The 20,865-nt window shown below is 65.8% G+C and carries 13 protein-coding genes, 1 tRNA gene and 2 riboswitches; of the genes, 10 read left to right on the top strand and 4 right to left on the bottom strand.

Annotation, left to right across the window (positions count from 1 at the left end; genetic code table 11):
* Window positions 1-90 precede the first annotated feature (90 nt).
* Entirely contained in the window at window positions 91-765 is a 675-nt protein-coding gene (locus tag H276_RS0107400; protein WP_019970666.1) for a sensor domain-containing protein, read from the top strand.
* 72 nt (window positions 766-837) lie between these two features.
* Window positions 838-1,047: riboswitch (cobalamin riboswitch) on the top strand.
* A gap of 126 nt (window positions 1,048-1,173) precedes the next feature.
* Window positions 1,174-3,447, top strand: a complete 2,274-nt coding sequence (gene metE / locus H276_RS0107395) for a 5-methyltetrahydropteroyltriglutamate--homocysteine S-methyltransferase (RefSeq protein ID WP_026356692.1) — start codon at window positions 1,174-1,176, stop codon at window positions 3,445-3,447.
* 77 nt (window positions 3,448-3,524) lie between these two features.
* Here metE and H276_RS0107390 read toward each other — a convergent pair whose 3' ends face one another.
* Entirely contained in the window at window positions 3,525-4,436 is a 912-nt protein-coding gene (locus H276_RS0107390) for a mycobacterial-type methylenetetrahydrofolate reductase (RefSeq protein WP_026356691.1), read from the bottom strand.
* A gap of 126 nt (window positions 4,437-4,562) precedes the next feature.
* A riboswitch (cobalamin riboswitch) is annotated at window positions 4,563-4,760 on the bottom strand.
* Window positions 4,761-4,801: 41 nt separating this feature from the next.
* Window positions 4,802-6,214 carry a short-chain fatty acyl-CoA regulator family protein gene (locus H276_RS0107385; RefSeq protein ID WP_155942997.1) on the bottom strand — a complete coding sequence of 471 codons (1,413 nt, stop codon included), beginning with the start codon at window positions 6,212-6,214 and terminating at the stop codon, window positions 4,802-4,804.
* Window positions 6,215-6,324: 110 nt separating this feature from the next.
* On the opposite strand from H276_RS0107385, the gene prpD reads away from it, so the two are divergent.
* The 4 genes from prpD to H276_RS0107365 are packed head-to-tail and all read left to right on the top strand — an operon-like array spanning window position 6,325 to window position 11,622.
* Window positions 6,325-7,842, top strand: coding sequence for a 2-methylcitrate dehydratase PrpD (gene prpD, locus H276_RS0107380; protein WP_019970662.1), 1,518 nt, complete (start codon window positions 6,325-6,327; stop codon window positions 7,840-7,842).
* Window positions 7,843-7,902: 60 nt separating this feature from the next.
* A complete protein-coding gene (gene prpB, locus H276_RS0107375) occupies window positions 7,903-8,820 on the top strand; it encodes a methylisocitrate lyase (protein WP_019970661.1) in 918 nt (305 codons plus the stop codon).
* Window positions 8,817-9,953: a bifunctional 2-methylcitrate synthase/citrate synthase gene (locus H276_RS0107370; protein ID WP_019970660.1), complete on the top strand. Its 1,137-nt coding sequence runs from the start codon at window positions 8,817-8,819 to the stop codon at window positions 9,951-9,953. The genes prpB and H276_RS0107370 overlap by 4 nt, the downstream gene beginning before the upstream one ends.
* Before the next feature lie 55 nt (window positions 9,954-10,008).
* A complete protein-coding gene (locus H276_RS0107365; protein ID WP_019970659.1) occupies window positions 10,009-11,622 on the top strand; it encodes an FAD-dependent monooxygenase in 1,614 nt (537 codons plus the stop codon).
* Between the two features lie 113 nt (window positions 11,623-11,735).
* On the opposite strand, the gene H276_RS0107360 is transcribed toward H276_RS0107365, so the two are convergent.
* Window positions 11,736-12,635: a hypothetical protein gene (locus H276_RS0107360; RefSeq protein WP_019970658.1), complete on the bottom strand. Its 900-nt coding sequence runs from the start codon at window positions 12,633-12,635 to the stop codon at window positions 11,736-11,738.
* Between the two features lie 310 nt (window positions 12,636-12,945).
* Window positions 12,946-13,018: transfer RNA gene (locus H276_RS0107355), tRNA-Arg, on the bottom strand.
* Between the two features lie 134 nt (window positions 13,019-13,152).
* On the opposite strand from H276_RS0107355, the gene H276_RS0107350 reads away from it, so the two are divergent.
* The 4 genes from H276_RS0107350 to H276_RS0107335 are packed head-to-tail and all read left to right on the top strand — an operon-like array spanning window position 13,153 to window position 20,765.
* Window positions 13,153-14,637 carry a wax ester/triacylglycerol synthase family O-acyltransferase gene (locus tag H276_RS0107350; RefSeq protein WP_019970657.1) on the top strand — a complete coding sequence of 495 codons (1,485 nt, stop codon included), beginning with the start codon at window positions 13,153-13,155 and terminating at the stop codon, window positions 14,635-14,637.
* Window positions 14,634-16,226, top strand: a complete 1,593-nt coding sequence (locus H276_RS0107345) for an HAD-IB family hydrolase (RefSeq protein ID WP_019970656.1) — start codon at window positions 14,634-14,636, stop codon at window positions 16,224-16,226. Before H276_RS0107350 ends, H276_RS0107345 begins: the two co-directional genes overlap by 4 nt.
* Window positions 16,223-18,703: a glycerol-3-phosphate 1-O-acyltransferase gene (locus H276_RS0107340; RefSeq protein ID WP_019970655.1), complete on the top strand. Its 2,481-nt coding sequence runs from the start codon at window positions 16,223-16,225 to the stop codon at window positions 18,701-18,703. Before H276_RS0107345 ends, H276_RS0107340 begins: the two co-directional genes overlap by 4 nt.
* Window positions 18,704-18,743: 40 nt before the next feature.
* The gene (locus H276_RS0107335; RefSeq protein ID WP_026356690.1) at window positions 18,744-20,765 is read left to right on the top strand and encodes a cytochrome c oxidase assembly protein; all 2,022 of its coding nucleotides are present in this window, start codon (window positions 18,744-18,746) and stop codon (window positions 20,763-20,765) included.
* The last annotated feature ends 100 nt before the right edge of the window (window positions 20,766-20,865 follow it).

The raw sequence follows: 20,865 nt of genomic DNA, 5'->3' as shown, positions 1-20,865 counted from the left end.
TTCATCCGACACCCGCTTCACCGCCGGCATTCGCCATGTTCGACATTTGCTCACTCAGCGCGCTCGGGCGCGCCTTCGGTAAGGACAACCGTGATCCGGCTTGCGATTTCGTTGCTCATGCTTGTGCTGCTGGCAACTGCCTGTGCCGGCAACGGCGACAAGTCCCAGGGGCCGCCGAAGGACGTGCCCAAGTCTGCGCTCGAGGGGCTGCTGCTCACGACCGATCAAGTCAATGCCCTGATGGGGACCACCGACATGACGGCGCACCCGCCGGTCACCGAAATGGGCGACCACCGCAACCTACTGCCCAATCTGAACTGCCTCGGCGCCTGGCAGGTCGACGAGTCCGCCATCTACGGCACCAGGTGGACCGCCATGCGGCAGGTGCTGCTGCGTGCGCCCGACGGCGACGACTGGAACAACCTGGTGGTGCAGTCGGTGGTCATCTTCCCCTCGGCGCAGGATGCCACCGATTTCCTGGATCAGTCGGCGGACCGCTGGTCGAAGTGCACCAACCACCACGTGAACATCACCCTCAACGGTCAACCGCTGCCGAGGTGGACGAGCGGTGACCTCACCAAGACCGACTCCGAGCTCAGCATGCCGTTCACCCGCGTCAACGGCGACCAGACCCGGGCCTGCCAGCGTGCACTGGCGGTCGCCGCCAACTTGGTCATGGACGTTCAGGCCTGCAAACCGGAAGGCTCGTCGGTTACCCAGGCCGCCGACATCGTCGACAAGATCGAGGCCGCGATGCCTCGGTGATCGGTGCTCGCGACCCGGCAACGGGTAGTCTGAGTCACGCAGCTGGTTTGTCGGCACTGGTCCAGGCCCGTGTCGACATCGAACGCCGCACGCTCACACAGGTGCGACGTGAGAGGGAACCCGGTGGGAATCCGGGACTGTCCCGCAGCGGTATGCAGGAACGACCGCCGTCATCAGCACTGGCATGCAGGCAACTGCCGCTGGGAAGCGACGGCCATTAGGTGCACGAACTCCCGTGCGGGCCTGCGAGTCCGAAGACCTGCCAGCTGTACCGGGCGCGCCGCGCCCGGTGGTTCATCGCCTCGCGGAATGGGCAGTGGCCGAATGCGGTTCACTCGTGGCGGGTGATCGCGCTCGGCTCGACGCCTCCTGGCGGTGACCCTCCCGTCGCACGTTGAGGACGTCGTCATGAGCACAACCGCTGTACCTTTCACCGCCACCATCCTCGGGTCCCCCCGCATCGGCCCGAATCGGGAACTCAAACGCGCAGTCGAAAAGTACTGGGCCGGCCGTATCGACCGCGCCGAACTGGAATCCGTCGCCGCCACTCTGCGCCGAGACACCTGGGCATCGCTCGGCGCGGCCGGGTTGGACTCGGTCCCGGTCAACACCTTCTCCTACTACGATCAGGTGCTCGACACCGCGGTACTGGTGGGTGCGCTACCACCTCGGGTGGCCGGTGTGACTGACGAGCTGGACCGCTACTTCGCGGCGGCGCGCGGCAACGACGAGATCGCGCCGCTTGAGATGACGAAGTGGTTCGACACCAACTACCACTACATCGTGCCCGAGATCGGTCCTAGCACCTCGTTCGCCCTCAACCCGGCCAAGGTGCTGGGCGAGCTGGAAGAGTCTGCCGCCCAGGGTATCCCGGCGCGACCGGTGATCGTCGGACCGATCACCTTCTTGGCTCTGTCGAAGGCGGTCCAGGGGGCAGGTGCCCCGATCGCCCGGCTCGACGAACTCGTCGACGTGTACGCGGAGCTGCTTGAATTGCTCGCCGACAAGGGTGTCACGTGGGTGCAGCTCGATGAGCCCGTGCTGGTGACCGACATTCTCGACAACGCAGCCGAGCTGGCCGAACGTACCTACGCCCGGCTCGGCGCGCTGACCAAGCGGCCGTCGGTGTTCGTCGCTACTTACTTCGGTGAGCTCACGGATGCGTTGCCCGCGCTGGCCCGCACCCCGATCGAGGCCATCGGCATCGATCTGGTCGCAGGTTCGGCGACGGCGTTGGCGGCCGTGCCCGAGCTCGCCGACAAGCTCGTGGTCGCAGGCGTGGTGGACGGCCGTAACATCTGGCGCACAGATCTTGAAGGTGCGCTGGGCAAACTGGCCGCATTGTCCGGGTCTGCGGGTGCCGTCGCTGTCTCTACCTCGTGCTCGACGCTGCACGTGCCATACACCCTCGATGCCGAGGAAGGCCTCGACGCGGCGCTGCGCAGTTGGCTGGCATTCGGCTTCGAGAAGGTCACCGAGGTGGTGACCTTGGCCCGCGGGCTGAACGACGGCCGTGAGGCCATCTCGGCTGAGATCGCGGCGTCCAACGAGGCCATTGCATCGCGGAAGTCCGATCCACGGCTCAACAATGAGCAGGTCCGTGCGCGTATCTCGGCCATCCTTGCCTCGGGTGCCAAGCGCGGGCCGGCCGAGCAGCGTCGGGCGGCGCAGCAGGATCGGCTCAAGCTGCCCACCCTGCCCACCACCACGATCGGGTCCTATCCGCAGACCTCTGCCATTCGGGTTGCGCGCGCCGACCTGCGGGCCGGCAAGATCGATGCGGCGGAGTACGAGCGGCGGATGAAGGCCGAGATCGCCGACGTCGTCAAGCTGCAGGAGCAACTGGGTCTGGACGTGCTGGTGCACGGTGAACCGGAGCGCAACGACATGGTGCAGTACTTCGCCGAGCAGCTCGACGGATTCTTCGCGACCCAGAACGGTTGGGTGCAGTCCTACGGCAGCCGGTGCGTGCGCCCGCCGATCCTGTACGGCGACGTGGTTCGGCCCAAGCCGATGACGGTCGAGTGGATCACCTACGCACAGTCCTTGACCGACAAGCCGGTCAAGGGCATGCTCACCGGTCCCGTGACGATCCTGGCGTGGTCCTTCGTCCGCGACGATCAGCCACTGGCCGAGACTGCGGACCAGGTCGCGCTCGCGATCCGGGACGAGACGGTCGACCTACAGTCCGCAGGCATCGCGATCATCCAGGTCGACGAGCCGGCACTGCGTGAGCTGCTGCCATTGCGATCCAAGGACAAGAGGGCATATCTGCGGTGGGCGGTCGAAGCGTTCCGGCTGTCGACCTCCGGGGTGGCCGACTCGACCCAGATCCACACCCACCTGTGCTATTCGGAGTTCGGCGAGGTGATCGGAGCGATTGCCGACCTGGATGCCGATGTGACGTCGATCGAGGCCGCGCGTTCACACATGGAGGTGCTCGCCGACCTCAACGATGTCGGCTTCGCCAACAGCGTCGGGCCCGGCGTCTACGACATCCACTCACCACGTGTGCCGGGAGTCGACGAGATCACCGCGTCGCTGCGTGAGGCGCTGAAATCCGTTCCGGCCGAAAGGCTCTGGGTGAATCCGGATTGCGGCCTGAAGACGCGGACCACACCTGAGGTGACTGCCTCACTGCAGCATCTGGTCGCCGCCGCGGCCGCGGTGCGCTCTAACTAACCCGCGGGCGGTTGCCGCGTGCCGCCGGTGGGAGGGGTCACCGGCGGCACGACGGGCGGGCGTTGAGTTTGGCGAAACTAAACGCGGTCCGGCGCCCAGTAATCGAGCATCGCGGCGAACATCTCGAATGCTGGCGCTGATGGACCATAAGTGGCCTCGAAATGCACGCTCAACGGGAATCCGAGGTCCGCGACTCCGTCTATCACCCGCTTGTACAGATCGAGCATCAACATCCGCCGACGTGCTGATTCGGTGCCTGCGAGGCGCCGGACAAACTCCTGTTCGTCGGCGACCGTGGCGTTGCCGGCGTCTTGGATGAGCCAATTGACCAGTCCGACTTTGGCTTCGATCGACGGCACGAACCCGAACGACAGCAGGATCTCCGGCCGGTGGTCACAGGTACGCGCGAACTCGGTCAAGAAGTCAACGATCGCAGTCGAGTACAGCAGTTGCGTCATGGCGTAGGTGGCGCCCTGGTCGCATTTGAACCGGAACCGACCCTGCTCGCCGTCCCGCGTCGGAATCAAGATTGCGCCACGATGCTGCACCAGGTCGCTGTAGAGGGCCAGCGCATCGGTCGGAGCAACACCCCCGCCCTCCCCGTCGCTCATCGACCGCGGTACCCCGACGAACGTGATTCCCTCGAATCCAGCGTCCATGAGCTCGGTCAGCCGCGCCTGCAGTGCTGGTTTGTCCAGGAAGGACGTCACCTGCGTGCACAACCCGCGAATGCCGGGCAACTCCGGTTGCAGCATCGACCAGTAGTCGAGCACGTCGAATTTGGGTTTCATCTCGACAGGACGGCCGTCGTCCTCCTCGATCATCCCGGGAATCATGATGTGACCGATGCGGCCTTCGATTCCGGAATCCTTGGAGAGCTGCAGCACTTTGTGCGCCTCATGCATCGCATAGTCGACGCCACGCTCGACGTTCGCGGCGACCAGCTCGAGCGCGATGGTGTTGAGAGTCGGCTTCACAAGGCGATTCACGACGACGTCCTTTGGTGCGACGGAACGGCCACCACCGGCGGACATAACCAAATGCAGCAGCCTGCCTCAAAGGAACGCTGCGCTTCGGTCGTTGCCCATTCCACGAGGCGATGAACCACCGGACGCGGCGCGCCCGGTACAGCTGGCAGGTCTTCGGACTCGCAGGCGTGCACTCACGTGCTCCTAGTGGCCGTCGCTTCCCGGCCCGGAGGCCAGTGCCGTTGACGGCGGTCGTTCCTGCATACCGCTGCGGGACAGTCCCGGAATTCCACCGGGTTCCCTCTCGTGCCACGTCCTTGTGGTCGCCGCACTCGATACCGGTGTCCCGCTCGAAGCCAAGAGGCACACCAGCAAACCAGCTGCCCCTAGAGGGTACCCGAGTAAGGCAAGTTGCTGCTGGTCTGCGGGTCGGCCTGAACGGGCCTGCCCACATACGGGAAGGCGCGCTGGGGGCATGCCGGCCGGTCGCAGACTCGACAACCGGCGCCGATTGGCACCGTCGCCTCTGGATCGCCGAGATCGATACCCACCGAGTACACGAGCTTGTCGGCGTGCGCGAGATCGCAGCCAAGGCCGATGGCGAAACTCTTGCGGGTAACGAGGTATCGGCTCGGTGCCGACGTCGAGGTCTTGGCGATCCAGAAGTAACTGCGTCCGTCGGGCATCTGGGCCACCTGCGTCAGGTACTCGCCGGGGCGCGAGAAGGCGTGGTGCACGACCCACAGCGGACAGTTTCCTCCGACTCGTGAGAAGTGGAACGCCGTGGCGGACTGTCGCTTTGAGATGTTCCCTGCGCTGTCGGTGCGGACGAAGATGAATGGAATGCCCCGCGCGTCCGAGCGCTGCAGTGTCGAGAGGCGATGGCAGACGGTTTCAAAGCCGACCTCGAATCGTCGCGCGAGCTGATCGATGTCGTAACGCAACTCTTCGGCGGCCGACAGCACCATCCGGTACGGCAGCAGTAGCGCGCCGGCAAAATAATTCGCCAACCCGATCCGTGCCACATCCCTTGCCTCTGAACTCAATTGGTCGTCGGTGGCGACGACGGCGTCGATAAGGTCGGAATGGGACAGCAACGCGATCTGGGTGGCCAGCTGGAATGCTCGCTGGCCGGGCAGCAACCATCGTGCGAGGTAGATCGTGCGGGTCTCGGCATCGTACTGACGTTTTATGTTGGGGCCCAGGCTGTTCTCATCGTCGACGACCACGGTGACGCCGAATTCGGCTGACAGCAGCTCGGCCAACTGGCTGTCGAGGCCGCCGATCCGCAGACGGTGCTCGGCGAACAACTCTTCGGCGGCGCGGTCGAGTACGTCGATGTGATTGCGGCGGTCGTAGAAGAAATCGCGCACTTCCTCGAAGGGCATGGGCTGCTGGGTGCCGATCTGGACGTCGAGATTGGCCCTCCCGTGCACAGTCTCCAATTCGGCCGTCGCGTCATGCAGGCGGCGATGCAGGTTCACCACGGTCTGAGCGGCTTCGGGCATCCGGGCGACCAGCTCTTCGATCTGTGCGGCAGTCGCGTCGGTGAGGATCTCGCGGAGGTCGGAGACCAGCCGGGCGTCGGCATCAGGCGCGAAGTAGTGCGTGGGCAGATCGAATCGTTCGGAGAGCGCGAGCAGCACCGGGACAGTGATCGGACGCTGGTCGTTCTCCAGCTGGTTCACGTAACTGGTGGACAGTCCGAGAGCACGCGCGAGCGCGACCTGCGTGAGGCCCTTCTCGTCGCGGAGCCGTCTCAGTCGCGCGCCCGCGAATGTCTTCGCCACCTCGCTCAGTCTACCGCCTATGCGTTACACAAGATTCGCAAGCTGAGCCGGTAAAGGATGCAAAATTACGCATTTACAGGTACTTTCGTCCTTCATTGGCTCTGTGTACCGTGCGAATTATGCTTGTTCACGACGTCCGAACCCGGCGCAGCGCCGAAGACTTCCCCCGCAATGAACACCTGGCCTGGAAGATTGCCGAGGTAGCTGCGGACCCGGTTGCCGTGCCGTCGGAGACCGAGGCGATGGTGATCAACCGCATCATCGACAACGCGGCGGTATCGGCCGCATCGGTCATCCGCCACCCGGTCACGGTCGCCCGCGTCCAGGCTCTCGCCCACAGGACCCGCCAGGGTGCCTCGGTGTTCGGTGTCGACGGCACGGTCTCGGCGGAGTGGGCCGCCTGGGCGAACGGCGTCGCGGTGCGCGAGCTGGATTTCCACGACACCTTCCTGGCCGCCGAGTATTCCCATCCCGGTGACAACATCCCCGCGCTGGTCGCTGTGGCGCAGCAGCTCGGAGTGCGTGGTGCGGACCTGATCCGTGGCATCGTGACGGCTTACGAGGTGCAGGTCGACTTGGCCAAGGGAATCTGCCTGCACGAACACAAGATCGACCACGTTGCCCACCTCGGACCGTCGGTGGCTGCAGGTTTGGGCACCATGCTGCGCCTGGACCCGGAGACGATCTATGCGGCCATCGGCCAGGCACTGCATCTGACCACCGCTACCCGCCAGTCCCGCAAGGGACTGATCTCCAGCTGGAAGGCCTACGCGCCGGCGTGGGCAGGCAAGGTCGCCATCGAAGCCGTCGACCGGGCGATGCGCGGCGAGGGCTCGCCGGCACCGATCTGGGAGGGCGAAGACGGTGTGATCGCGTGGCTGCTGTCCGGCCCGGAACACGTCTACCACGTGCCATTACCCGGCCCGGGCGAACCGAAGCGCGCCATCCTGGACACCTACACCAAGGAGCATTCGGCGGAGTATCAGAGCCAGGCACCGATCGACCTGGCCCGCCGGATGCGTGAGCGCTTGCTCGGTTTGGGAGGCGATCTCGACCAGGTCGCCAGCATCACACTGCATACCAGCCACCACACCCATGTGGTGATCGGGACCGGATCGGGCGATCCGCAGAAGTTCGATCCCGACGCATCCCGGGAGACCCTGGACCACTCGGTGATGTACATCTTCGCCGTCGCGCTGCAGGACGGCATCTGGCACCACGAGCGGTCCTATGCCCACGAGCGGGCGCATCGGCCCGACACCGTCGAATTGTGGCGCAAGATCAGCACTGTCGAAGATCCGGAGTGGACCCGTCGCTATCACTCCACCGACCCCGCCGAAAGAGCATTCGGGGCTCGGGCCGTGGTGACATTGAAGAACGGTGACACGATCGTCGACGAGCTCGCCGTCGCCGACGCCCATCCGCTGGGCGCCCGGCCGTTCGAACGCGAACAGTACGTGGCGAAGTTCACCGAACTCGCCGACGGAGTCGTGGAAGCCGAAGAGCAGCAACGATTCCTAGACGCTGTCGCTGGCGTCGCCGACATCACGCCAGGCGGGCTGCGGGCGCTGAACGTGCGAGTCGACGCGCGGGTGCTGGACAAGGCTCCGGTGGTCCCCGCGGGGATTTTCCGATGAGCGCTTGCGCGAAGAGAGAGGGATTGAGATGAGCGCTTGCGCGAAGAGAGAGGGATTGAGATGAGCGGGCTGCTGGCGTCGGCGAGTTCGGCGGCCGAGAAACGGGAACGTTTCCGTGCGGGATTGGAATCCGGCACATTACAACGCTTCCCGGGCGCATTCTCGCCACTGGTCGCCAAACTCGTCGCCGAAATCGGATTCGAGGGTGTGTATGTCTCGGGCGCGGTGCTCTCGGCTGATCTGGGGTTGCCCGACATCGGCTTGACCACCCTCACCGAGGTCACCACGCGCGGGGCGCAGATCGCGTCGGTCACGGATCTGCCCACCCTGATTGACGCCGACACCGGCTTCGGTGAGCCGATGAGCGCTGCGCGCACTGTTACGCAGCTCGAAGACAGCGGCCTGGCCGGACTTCACCTGGAGGATCAGGTCAATCCGAAGCGGTGCGGTCACCTCGACGGCAAGGCCGTCGTCGAGACAGCGGAAATGGTCAAGCGGCTGCGTGCAGCCGTCGCTGCGCGGCGCGATCCGAACTTCGTGATCTGTGCGCGCACCGATGCTGCGGGAATCGAAGGGATTTCCGCGGCCATCGACCGGGCCAGGGCCTATGCCGATGCCGGAGCCGACCTGATCTTCACCGAAGCGCTCCGCACACCTGCCGAATTCGAGCAGTTCCGCTCGGCGGTCGACACGCCTCTGCTGGCCAATATGACCGAGTTCGGCAAGTCCGATCTGCTCACCGCACGGCAGCTCGCCGATATCGGCTACAACGTCGTCATCTACCCGGTCACCACGTTGCGCCTGGCGATGCACGCCGTCGAGGTGGGCCTTCGCGAAATTGACACCGCCGGGACGCAATCCGGGCTGCTGGACCGCATGCAACACCGCAGCAGGCTCTACGAGCTCCTCCGCTACTCGGATTACAGCCAATTCGATTCCGACGTCTACAACTTCGTCGTACAGGGGGAACGGTCATGACAACCTCGACGCAGGAGAATACGGGAACTCCCCGCATCCACAAGGGGCTGGCGGGAGTGGTGGTCGATACCACCGCCATCTCCAAGGTGGTGTCGGAAACCAACACGCTGACCTACCGGGGGTACCCCGTGCAGGATCTCGCCGAGCGGTGCAGCTTCGAGCAGGTCGCCTACCTGCTGTGGTACGGCGAGCTGCCGACCGATCAGGAGTTGGCGCTGTTCCAGCAGCGCGAACGGGCGTCGCGTCGGCTGAACCGGTCGCTGCTGTCGCTGCTGGACAAGCTGCCGGACAACTGCCATCCGATGGATGTGGTGCGGACCGCGATCAGCTACCTGGGTGCCGAGGATCCCGACGAGGACGACAGCAGTGCCGCTGCCAACTACGCCAAAGCGCTGCGGATGTTCGCGGTGTTGCCCACCATCGTCGCGGCGGACATGCGCCGGCGGCGCGGGCTCGATCCGATCGGACCGCATGCGCACCTGGGTTACTCCCAGAACTTTCTGAACATGTGCTTCGGTGAGGTGCCGGATCCCGTTATCGTCAAGGCATTCGAGCAATCGATGATCCTCTACGCCGAGCACAGCTTCAACGCGTCGACGTTCGCGGCACGCGTCGTCACCTCGACGCAGTCCGACATCTACAGCGCGGTGACTGCGGCGATCGGGGCGCTCAAGGGTTCCCTGCACGGCGGGGCCAACGAAGCTGTCATGCGCGACATGATCGAGATCGGCTCGGCTGACCACGCCGCGGAATGGTTGCACGGCAAGCTTTCCCGCAAAGAGAAGGTGATGGGCTTCGGCCATCGGGTGTACCGCAACGGTGATTCCCGGGTACCGACCATGAAGGCTGCCCTGCAGCAGGTGGCTGCCGTTCGTGACGGGCAGCGATGGCTCGAAATCTACGACCGGCTGGAACAGAGCATGCGGGCAGCGACCGGAATTCAGCCCAATCTGGACTTCCCGACCGGACCCGCATATCACCTCATGGGATTCGATATTCCCAGCTTCACGCCGATCTTCGTGATGAGCAGGATCACCGGCTGGACCGCCCACATCATCGAGCAGGCGGGCTCCAACGCCCTGATCCGGCCACTGAGCGAGTACAGCGGTCAGCCGCAGCGCGCGCTGTTGTGACGGCAGAAATCTGGTAACCGCCGACACGTCGCTGATGCGGGCGCATAATCTCCGCGTGACCGACACGGACGTGCTCATCGCTGGTGCCGGGCCGATCGGTCTGACCGCCGCGATCGAACTGGCCCGCAACGGCATCGGATGTCGAATCGTCGACCCCCTACTGGAACCTCCGCAGTATGCGAAGGCCGTCGGCATTCAGCCCCGCACGCTCGAACTGTTTGAACGGATGGGTGTGTTGCGGCAGGTGCTCGATGCATCGGTTCCGCTGCGCGGTCAGCTCGCCTACGTCAATGGCGAGCAGGTCGGGCGGTTGGATCTGGCGCTGCCCGACGACGTACCTTTCCACTTCGTCGGGCTGCCGCAGTACGCGGCCGAACGCATTCTGCGCGAGGAGTTGACGGCTCGCGGCGTCGCGATTGAGAGCGGTCGGCGACTGACCGGGTTCGCGCAGGACGTCGACGGGGTCACCATGACGCTGACCGACGCCGACGGGACGCAGCAGACTGCTCGGGCGCGGTATCTGATCGGTGCGGACGGCGCACATTCGCTGGTGCGCAAGGCACTCGGCCTGTCGTTCGAGGGGGCGACGTTCGACGAACAGTACATGCTCGGCGATGTCGAGGTGGACTGGTCGTTGCCACCCGGTTACACCGTGCGGGCCATGCACCAGACAGCTGGGCAGACCGACGATCTGCTGGTCTGTATTCCACTGCCGGGCCGCAAGCGTTACCGGATGTCGATGCTGGTACCCGACGAACTCACCGTGGTGCCGAATGGCGATGTGCAGCACGGATTTCAGGGGCAGCGCACGCCGGAGCTGGCCCACATCCAGGCGGTGTTGGACCGGCTCGCGCCGGAGCCCACCACCGCGAAGAATCTGCGATGGTCCTCGGTGTTCCGCATCAGCCACCGCATCGTCGACTCCTACGGTCGCGGCCGGGTGTTCGTGGCAGGCGATGCGGCGCACATCCATCCGCCGACCGGAGCGCAGGGCATGAACACCGGGATCCAGGATGCCCAGAACCTGGCGTGGAAGCTCGCGCTGGCGGTGTCAGGCGTTGCGGCCGACGGATTGTTGGACAGTTATGACGCCGAACGTCGTCCGGTGGGGGAGGACGTGGTGGGCCGCACCGTCCGCCACGCCCGGCATGGCATCGGTGCGGGCGCCACCGATCCCGAGCAGGTCATGCGTCGTGAGGCGCAGTTGCTGATCGACTACGGCGGCAGCCCGATCATCGGCACCGGCGTCGACGCCTCGGCGCCGCGACCCGGTACTCGGGCTCCGGATGCACGCGGACTGACCCGCGACGCGGTCGTACCGGCCCAACGACTGTTCACTCTGCTGGCCGGGTGCCGGCACACGTTGCTCTGTTACGTCGGGCCGCGGTGCGACGACGATGTCATCGCGGCGATCGAGCAGGTGGTCGCCGAGGCGGTAGAAACCTGCCACGGACTCGTCGACACGTACCTGATCGCGCACCCCGATGCGGCTTGGCGTACCACGGTTCTGCCGCTGATCTGCGACAGCACAGGGGATTTCGCGCGGGCCTACGCAGCGGCGGACCCGACGGTGTACGTCGTCCGGCCGGACGGCTACGTGGGTTACGCGTCTCGCGGGCGGGTCGATGCCGCTACTCTGGTTGCCCATCTCAAACTCACCTTCCGGTGAGGTACTCCGTGCGCCGTTCGCGATGAGTTCTCGGACCATCGCCGGTTCCGCGATGCCGACCTTGTCGACACGCTGCACGTGGCGGTACGCCAGCCCGATTGGGGGCGTTGGCGCTACGCGTCTTCCGTCAGCTCCGGGTCCAGGTCGGCTTCTGCCCCGATGACAGTGTCGGGTGGAGCGGCGCGCTCCCACAGCACCGCGCCTACACATGCTGTCAAGACCCACCCGATGCCACTCACCCCGCACCAAGTCATCAAAGCCATTGCCACCCCGATCGGGCCGAAGCCTTCCCAACCGCGGAGCAAGGGTGGGAACGCGATCCGGGCTGCGAGCGGGAGCGCGACCCCGTTGATGACCACACCGGCGAGTCCGGCCAGCATGAGGTATCTGAGGCCTCGGCCGCCATCGCGCACGAGAAGTACCGGGGTGAGCGACCAGAAGATCCACACCGGCACCAGGGCGACCAGGAACAGCAGTGGTCGGAACGAACCAGGGTGGTCGTGGTCGATTGCTATCAGTTCACGAGTGGCGAGCATGATCAGGTACAGCACGAACCACGTGACACCGCGCAGCAGCCGCTGACCCAGCCCGAACTGTTCCCGACGCCAGGCCTTGGCGAAGATTCCGGCGATGGTGATCGACATGGGGATTCCCCACACGAGGAAGCCGGCGACTCCGATGAACGTCCAACTCGACCGGAATGCCGAAGATTCTCCGAATGCAGCGCGCACCCGGTCGGTCAGTGGGCTGACGAGGCCGACCTCCCGACTGAAAAGCAGGCCGGGACTGGCGTTCTCGGCGAAACCCGAGAAATAGTCGAATCCTATGATGATCAACGGAATGACCGTGGTGAACAGCTGGACGGAGACGAGCGTCCCGAGCGTGCCGCCCTCGATCTCGCTGAACCGGGATGCCACGGCCGCAGGCAGTCCCTTGCTGCGAAGATCGGCGAGTTGCCGGTAGCGCTGCGCGAGCCGCCGGCTGACCTCGTCTCGCTTGCCGCCTGTGCTCATGGTGTCTCCGAGCTGTCGGTTTGCGTGAACAAGCAGGACACTAACGTCTGTAAGGCCGGTGCACATCGGTCTTCGGACAAGGCGAGCTGGGCTCGCGCCGCCGGCCTGCGCACCGCGGTCCCACCGGCGCGGCCGGACTTACCCGGCGGCGCGGCGCTCGGATATCGCCCGTGTTGAAAGCGGCTGGGCCGGTGATCTTTTCGGTACTGCCGAGCCGATGCTCCGCCGCGGGTCACGGCCGGGACAATTCCGCGAACCGACACGCTGTGAGTGCGCCCAGGCAGCTGGTTTCAGCTGCGAAGACAGGTTGCGCCCCCGGCAGGGATCGAACCTGCGACCAACCGCTTAGAAGGCGGCTGCTCTATCCGCTGAGCTACGGAGGCAACGAGGCTGAAGTGTATCTTCCCTGCCCGGGTGGACTGCCAATCGTGACACCCGGCAAAGCTGGCCCGCGGCCATCAGCGGCGGACTAGCGTGGACGCTGCACTTGGCAGCCGGGGAGGAAGAGGATCGCGTTATGAGTAACGTGCCGGAGTTGGATGCGGCGGGATTGCCCGAGGAACTGAGTGCCGTCGACCAGCTCCTGCACCGCGGGGAGGCAAATCCTCGCACCCGGTCGGGGATCATGGGAGTCGAGATTCTCGACACCACCCCGGACTGGGAGCGGTTCCGCACGCGCTTCGAGAACGCGTCGCGCAAGGTACTGCGGTTACGGCAGAAAGTGGTCATGCCGTCGTTGCCCACGGTGGCGCCACGCTGGGTGGTGGATCCCGATTTCAACCTGGACTACCACGTGCGGCGGCTGCGGGTGCCGGCGCCGGGAACGTTGCGTGAGCTCTTCGACATGGCCGAGGTTGCGATGCAATCACCGCTGGACATCTCCCGGCCGTTGTGGAGCGCGACGCTCGTGGAAGGTCTGGAAGGCGGCCGCGCCGCGACCATCTTGCACCTGAGCCACGCGGTGACCGACGGTGTCGGCAGTATCGAGATGTTCGCGAGCATCTATGACCTGGAACGCGATCCCGCACCCAGCCCGGCACCGCCACTGCCGATCCCACAGGATCTATCGCCCAATGACCTGATGCGCCAGGGGTTCAACCGGCTTCCCGGCACCATTGCCGGCGGCGTGCTCGGTGCGCTGGGCGCGGGGGTACGTGCCGCGACCCGGGCGGTGCGTGACCCGGTTTCAGCGATCAGCGGCGTCGTGGATTACGCCATGTCGGGCGCGCGGGTGATGGGCCCGGCCGCCGACCCGTCGCCGCTGCTGCGTCGACGTAGCCTGTCGTCGCGCACCGAAGCGATCGACATCAAGTTCAGCGATCTGCACCGGGCGTCCAAGGCCGCCGGCTGCTCTATCAACGACGCCTACCTGGCCGGACTGTGCGGCGCGCTGCGGATCTACCACGAGACGATGGGCATTCCGATCCAGAACCTGCCGATGGCGGTGCCGGTCAATCTGCGCTCCGAGGATGACCCGGCCGGCGGCAACCGGTTCGCCGGGGTCAACATTGCCGCGCCCGTCGGCATCGTCGATCCGGAGCACCGCATGAAGGCCGTGCGGGCACAGATGACGAGCAAACGTGAAGAGCGGGCCATCGATATGGTCGGTGCCATCGCTCCGGTGCTCAGCTTCCTGCCGGACACCTTCCTGGCATCGGTGGCCGGCAACGTGGTGCACTCCGACGTGCAGGCCAGCAACGTGGCGATGTATCCGGGCGAGACATTCATCGTAGGCGCGACGATCGTGCGGCACTACGGCATTGGACCGCTCCCCGGGGTGGCGATCATGGCCGTGCTGATTTCCCGGGGAGGTCATGTCACCGTCACGACCCGGTACGACCGCGCCTCGATCACCAACGAACCGCTGTTCGCGCAATGCTTGCTCGATGGCTTCAACGAGGTCCTCGCGCTAGGAGGCGACGGCCGCGCGGCTCCGGCGACGTTCACTGCCGAGGCGCCTGCTTCGGCCGAGTCCGCGTCGAATGGGAGCGGAGCACAGTGACGTCACCAGGGCGGTCAGAAAAGTCGAAGCAGCGGCTGCCGGGCTCGCTGGCCGAAATCGAGGCGAGCCCCGAAGGCACCGAGGTCGGGGCATTCTTCGATCTCGACGGCACTCTGGTGGCGGGGTTCACCGGGGTGCTGATGACCCAGGATCGGCTGCGGCGTGGGCAGATGGGTGTCGGCGAGTTCATCGGGATGGTGCAGGCGGGACTGAACCATCAGCTCGGTCGGTCCGAATTCGAGGATCTGATCGGCAAGGGTGCCCGCATGCTGCGCGGGAATTCGATGAGCGATCTCGACGAGCTGGGGGAGCGGTTGTTCCTCCAGCACGTGCGCGACCGGATCTACCCCGAGATGCGGGCCATGGTGCGCGCCCACATGGATCGCGGCCACACGGTCGTGCTCAGCTCGTCGGCGTTGACGGTTCAGGTGCATCCCGTTGCGCGGTTCCTCGGTATCGACAATGTGTTGTGCAACAAGTTCGAAACCGACGATGACAGCCTGATCACCGGTGAGGTGCAGACGCCGGTCATCTGGGGTCCCGGCAAAGCTCATGCGGTGCAGGAGTTTTCGACCGAGAACGGTGTCGACCTCGCGAAGAGCTACTTTTACGCCGACGGTGACGAGGACGTCGCACTGATGTACCTCGTGGGCAATCCACGCCCCACCAACCCGGCCGGCAAGCTGGCCGCGGTCGCCGCCAAACGCGGCTGGCCGATCCTGCGGTTCAGTAGCCGCAGCGGCAGCAGTCCGGTGTCGCAGTTGCGAACGGCCGCCGGCTACGCCTCGATGATGCCCTTGGCCGCGGGTGCCATCGGCTGGGGTCTGCTCAACCGCAACAAACGGAGCGGGGTCAACCTGTTCACGTCGTGGATGGGCCGAGTGCTGTTGGGCGCCACGGGCGTCAGCCTTGACGTGCTGGGAAAGCAGAACCTGACGGCCGAGCGGCCCGCGGTCTTCATCTTCAACCACCGCAACCAGGCCGATCCGGTGATCGCCGGAACATTGGTCAGCGACAACTTCACCGGCGTGGGCAAGAAGGAACTCGCCAACGATCCGCTGGTGGGCACTCTCGGCAAGGTCATGGACACCGCGTTCATCGACCGGGACAACCCGGAGAAGGCGGTCGAGAGTCTGCACAAGATCGAAGAGCTTGCCCGCAAGGGCCTTTCGGTGCTCATTGCGCCGGAGGGCACCCGGCTGGACACCACTGAGGTAGGTCCGTTCAAGAAGGGTGCGTTTCGTATCGCCATGGCCGCAGGCGTCCCCATCGTGCCGATCGTCATCCGTAACGCGGAGGTGATCGCGGCCCGCGACTCCAGCACGTTCAATCCCGGGACGGTGGACGTCGCAGTGTATCCGCCGATCCCGGTGGACGACTGGACGCTGGAGGAACTGCCCGAACGGATCGCCGAGGTGCGCCAGATCTACCTCGACACGCTCAAGTCATGGCCCGACGACGAACTCCCGACCTTCCCGATCTACAGCCGGCCCAGATCGCCCAAGCCGAAAATCCGCAGTGTGCCGAACAATACCGATGCGACAGGGACGAATTCAGGCGCCGGCCGGACCATGAAGGGTCGGCCGTGACGGCCCCCGTGGACTACTTCGCCAGCTTCAGCACCACCGACGATGCCTTGGTGCTGGCGTCGGTGTCCTCGCCGGCAGAACTCGAACTGCTCAACGACTGGCTGCGGACACATCGGCGTGACTATCCCGATTCCAAGATCGACGTGTTGCAACTCCCCGCCACCGACGAACCCGCACCCGGCGTGCTGGCCAGTCTGGTCGAGGAGCTGGAGGCCGACGAGGACCGGCTCGTGGTGCCGGTGCGGGTGTTCTGGGTGCCGGCCGGACTGCCCACCCGGCTCAAGGTGGTCGGATTGATCTCCGGTCGGGACACCTACCGGCCACCGGAGATCCTGCAGCGGCGAATCTTGCGCAAAGACGCGTCCCGCGCGCGGGTGGTGGCCGGTGAGCCGGCCAAGGTCTCCGAGCTGCGCCAGCAGTGGAGTGAGCAGACGACGGCCGAAAGTCCAAGGGAATTCGCGCGTTTCGTGTTGCGGCGGGCCGCGCTGGCGATCGAGCGGGTGGAGCTGCGGCTGCTGGGGCCCGAGTACAAGTCGCCGCGGCTGATCAAGCCGGAGATATTGGCCTCGGCGCGATTCCAGGAAGGGCTGGAGCAAATTCCCGGCGCCACCGTGGAAAAGGCCGGCGAGATGCTCGACGAGCTGTCCACCGGGTGGAGCCGGTTTTCGGTTGACCTGATTCCAGCGCTGGGCCGGCTGTTCAGTCGTGGATTCGATCCGCGCATCGACTACGACCGCGAACAGGTCGAGAAGATGCGGCGCAACCTGGAAACCCATCCGGCCGTGTTGCTGTTCTCCCATCGGTCCTACATCGACGGCGGCATTGTGCCGTTGGCCATGCAGGAAAACCGGCTGCCACCGGTGCACACCTTCGCCGGGATCAACCTGTCCTTCGGGATCATGGGTCCGCTGATGCGCCACTCAGGGGTCATCTTCCTGCGCCGCAAACTTGACGACCCGCTCTACAAATACGTGCTTCGTCAGTTTGTCGGCTATATCGTCGAAAAGCGGTTCAACCTCAGCTGGGCCATCGAGGGCACCCGCTCACGTACCGGAAAGATGTTGCCGCCCAAGCTCGGTCTCCTCGCGTACGTCGCCGACGCCTATTTGGACGGCCGCGCCGACGACATCCTGCTGCAGCCCGTGTCGATCAGTTTCGACCAGCTCCACGAGACCGCCGAATACGCGGCATACGCCCGTGGCGGGGAAAAGCGGCCCGAGAGCTTCAGCTGGCTGTACAACTTCATCAAGGCTCAGGGCGAGCGCAACTACGGCAAGATCTATGTGCGGTTCCCCGAAGCGGTTTCGATGCGCCAGTACCTCGGCGAGCCGCACGGGCCGATGGTGGCGGACGAAGCCGCCAAGCGGCTGGCCATGCAGAAGATGGCCTTCGAGGTGGCCTGGCGGATACTGCGCGTCACGCCGGTCAACGCGACCGGGTTGGTCTCGGCACTGCTGCTCACCACCAAGGGCATCGCGTTAACGCTCGATCAGCTGCACCACACCCTGCAGGACTCATTGGACTATCTGGAGCGTAAGAACACCCCGATCACCAACAGCGCGTTGCGGCTGCGGACGCTGGAGGGGGTGCGGTCGGCGGTGGACGCGCTGTCCAACGGACATCCGGTGACACGCGTCGACGGGGGGGGGGAGCCGGTGTGGCGGATCGCGCCCGAGGACGAACTGGAAGCGGCGTTCTACCGCAACTCCCTGATCCATGCGTTCCTGGAGACGTCGATCGTCGAGCTCGCCCTGGCTCATGCCGCGCATGCCGCCGACGATCCGCTGCGGGCGTTCTGGGATCAGGCCATGCGGCTGCGCGACTTGCTCAAGTTCGACTTCTACTTCGCCGATTCGGCGGCGTTCCGCGAGAACATCGCTGAGGAGATGTCGTGGCACACCCGCACGCGAGGAGGACAAGAGGAGCCCCGCACGCGAGGAGGACAAGAGGAGCCCCGCACGCGAGGAGGACAAGAGGAGCCCCGCACGCGAGGAGGACAAGAGGAGCCCCGCACGCGAGGAGGACAAGAAGAATCGGGCTGGGAAGCGCACGTCTCGGCCGGCGGTGAGGAGATCTTCCAACTGCTGCGGGCCAAGCGGCCCTTGATCGCGGGTGCCATGCTGCGGCCGTTCTTCGAGGCCGATCAGATCGTCGCGGACGTGCTGAGGGACGCACCCGCCGAGATTTCGGACAAGGATCTGACCACGCGGGCGCTCGGGCTCGGCACTCAGCAAGTCGCCCAGGGGCGCGTGCAGAGCAACGAGGCAGTGTCGACATTGTTGTTCGCCACGGCACGCCAAGTCGCCGCCGACCAGAACCTGCTGACGCCGGCTGCGGACCTCGCGGCGCGCCGTAAGGCTTTCCTGCGCGAGATCCGCGGCATCGTGGCCGATATGACCCAGGTCGAACAGATCGCGCGGGACCGCTTCTTCGTCGAGGAGCGGCTGCGACATCGGCAGAGCACCGAGTCGCCCTAGTCCACGAAGCGTGCGCCGCGCCGCGCCATACGCTGGAAACATGACTTCATCCGACGTGCGGGCCGCCGCAGGCATGCGCACCAGCGCTGTGTGGCCCGTGCTCGTCGGTGTCGGGCTGCTGGCGGGGATCGTCGCCGCCGGTATCGGTGCGCTCGCGCTGGTCGACGCCCTCACCGCCACCGGTCTGCCCGACCCCGGCCCAATCACCACCTACGGTCTGCCGTTCGTGCGGGCGGCCGGCGAGATCGCCGCGGTGGTCGCGGTCGGCGCGTTCCTGTTCGCGGCGTTCCTGGTGCCGCCGCAGGCCAACGGCGTACTCGATGTGTCCGGCTACCGGGCCCTGCGGCTGGGGTCGGTGGCCTCGGCGGTATGGACGTTGTGCGCCGCGTTGCTCGTTCCGTTGACCGTGTCCGACGTGTCCGGGCAACCGCTGCTTGATCACCTCAATCCTGCCGACGTGTGGTCGGTGGCCAGCCTGATCGATACGGCCGGGGCATGGCGGTGGACGGCTGTTCTCGCCGCCGTGGTGACGGTCGGGAGCCTGCCTGTGCTGCGTTGGGGTTGGACCCCGGCGCTGCTGGCCGGATCGATGCTGACGCTGGTGCCGCTGGCGCTGACCGGTCACTCATCTGCGGGCGGCGCCCACGATCTGGCCACCAACAGTCTGTTCATCCATCTCATGGCCGCTGCGCTGTGGGCGGGCGGCCTGCTGGCATTGCTGGTGCACGCGCTGCGCGGGCAGCTCGGGGGGCACACCGCACTGGCCGCCCGGCGGTTCTCGGCGCTGGCGCTGTGGTGTTACGTGGCAATGGCGTTCAGCGGCGTGATCAACGCGCTGGTGCGCATCGAACCGGCCGATCTCGTGCGCACGCCCTACGGCCGGCTGGTCGTCGCCAAGATGGTGGCTCTCGGGTTGCTCGGAGTGTTCGGCTGGGCGCAGCGTCGCAGCGGGGTGGCCGCGCTGCAGGCCAACCCGGATGCACGGCGCCCCCTGATTCGGCTGGCACTTGGTGAGGCTGCGCTGTTCGGGGCGACCTTTGGGATCGCCGTGGGGCTGGGCCGCACTCCGCCGCCGCTGGACACCAAGGTGCCAAGCGCCACCGAGGTGGCCATCGGGTACAACTTGGCCGGACCGCCGACGGTCACCCGCGTGTTGTTCGACTGGCGCTTCGATCTGATCTTCGGCACCACCGCGATCATCGTGGCGGTCGTGTACCTGCTGGCCGTGCGCCGGCTGCGCATCCGCGGCGACGCCTGGCCGATGGGCCGGACGGTGGCGTGGCTGCTCGGCTGCGCGGTGCTGCTGTTCACCACGTCCTCGGGTCTCGGCAGGTACATGCCTGCGATGTTCAGCATGCACATGATCGCCCACATGCTGCTGTCGATGCTGGTGCCGGTCCTGTTGGTCCTTGGCGGACCGGTCACCTTGGCGTTGCGGGCGCTACCCGCCGCGGGCCGCGGGACTCCGCCGGGTCCGCGCGAATGGTTGCTCGCCGCTCTGCATTCGCCGGTGTCGAAGTTCCTCACCCAGCCGGTGGTGGCGACCGTGTTGTTCGTGGCCGGGTTCTACGGCCTCTACTTCGGTGGCATCTTCGACGCGGCCGTGAGCAATCACGCCGCGCACCTGCTGATGAACGTCCACTTCCTGTTGTCGGGCTACCTGTTCTACTGGGTGGTGATCGGCGTAGATCCGACCCCGCGGCCGATCCCGCATCTGGCCAAGGTCGGGATGGTGTTCGCGTCGCTGCCACTGCACGCGTTCTTCGGTGTGGTGATGATGGGCATGCAGACCGTGCTGGGTGGGGCCTTCTACCGGTCGTTGCAGCTGCCCTGGCATACCGATCTGCTCGGCGATCAGCACCTTGGTGGTGGAATCGCTTGGGCGGCAGGGGAAGTCCCGCTCGTCATCGTGATGCTCGCGCTGTTGATCCAGTGGCGGCGCAGCGATCAGCGCACCGCCAAACGCCTCGACCGCGCCGCCGATCGCGACGACAATGCCGAGCTGGCTGCGTACAACGCGATGCTCGCCGAGATGGCCCGCCGCGACAAGCCGTCGGCCTGAGAACTCATCCCCAACCTGGATTTCATCCACAGCCTTCCCATCCATCCGCTGCCGTGGGCCGTCGTTGTCGGTGCCGCGGCGGTCAATGGCGGTGTCAGGC

It is taken from the genome of Mycobacterium sp. 141, from assembly GCF_000382405.1.
Lineage (GTDB): Bacteria > Actinomycetota > Actinomycetes > Mycobacteriales > Mycobacteriaceae > Mycobacterium.
This window is presented reverse-complemented; position numbering and strand designations above follow the sequence as displayed.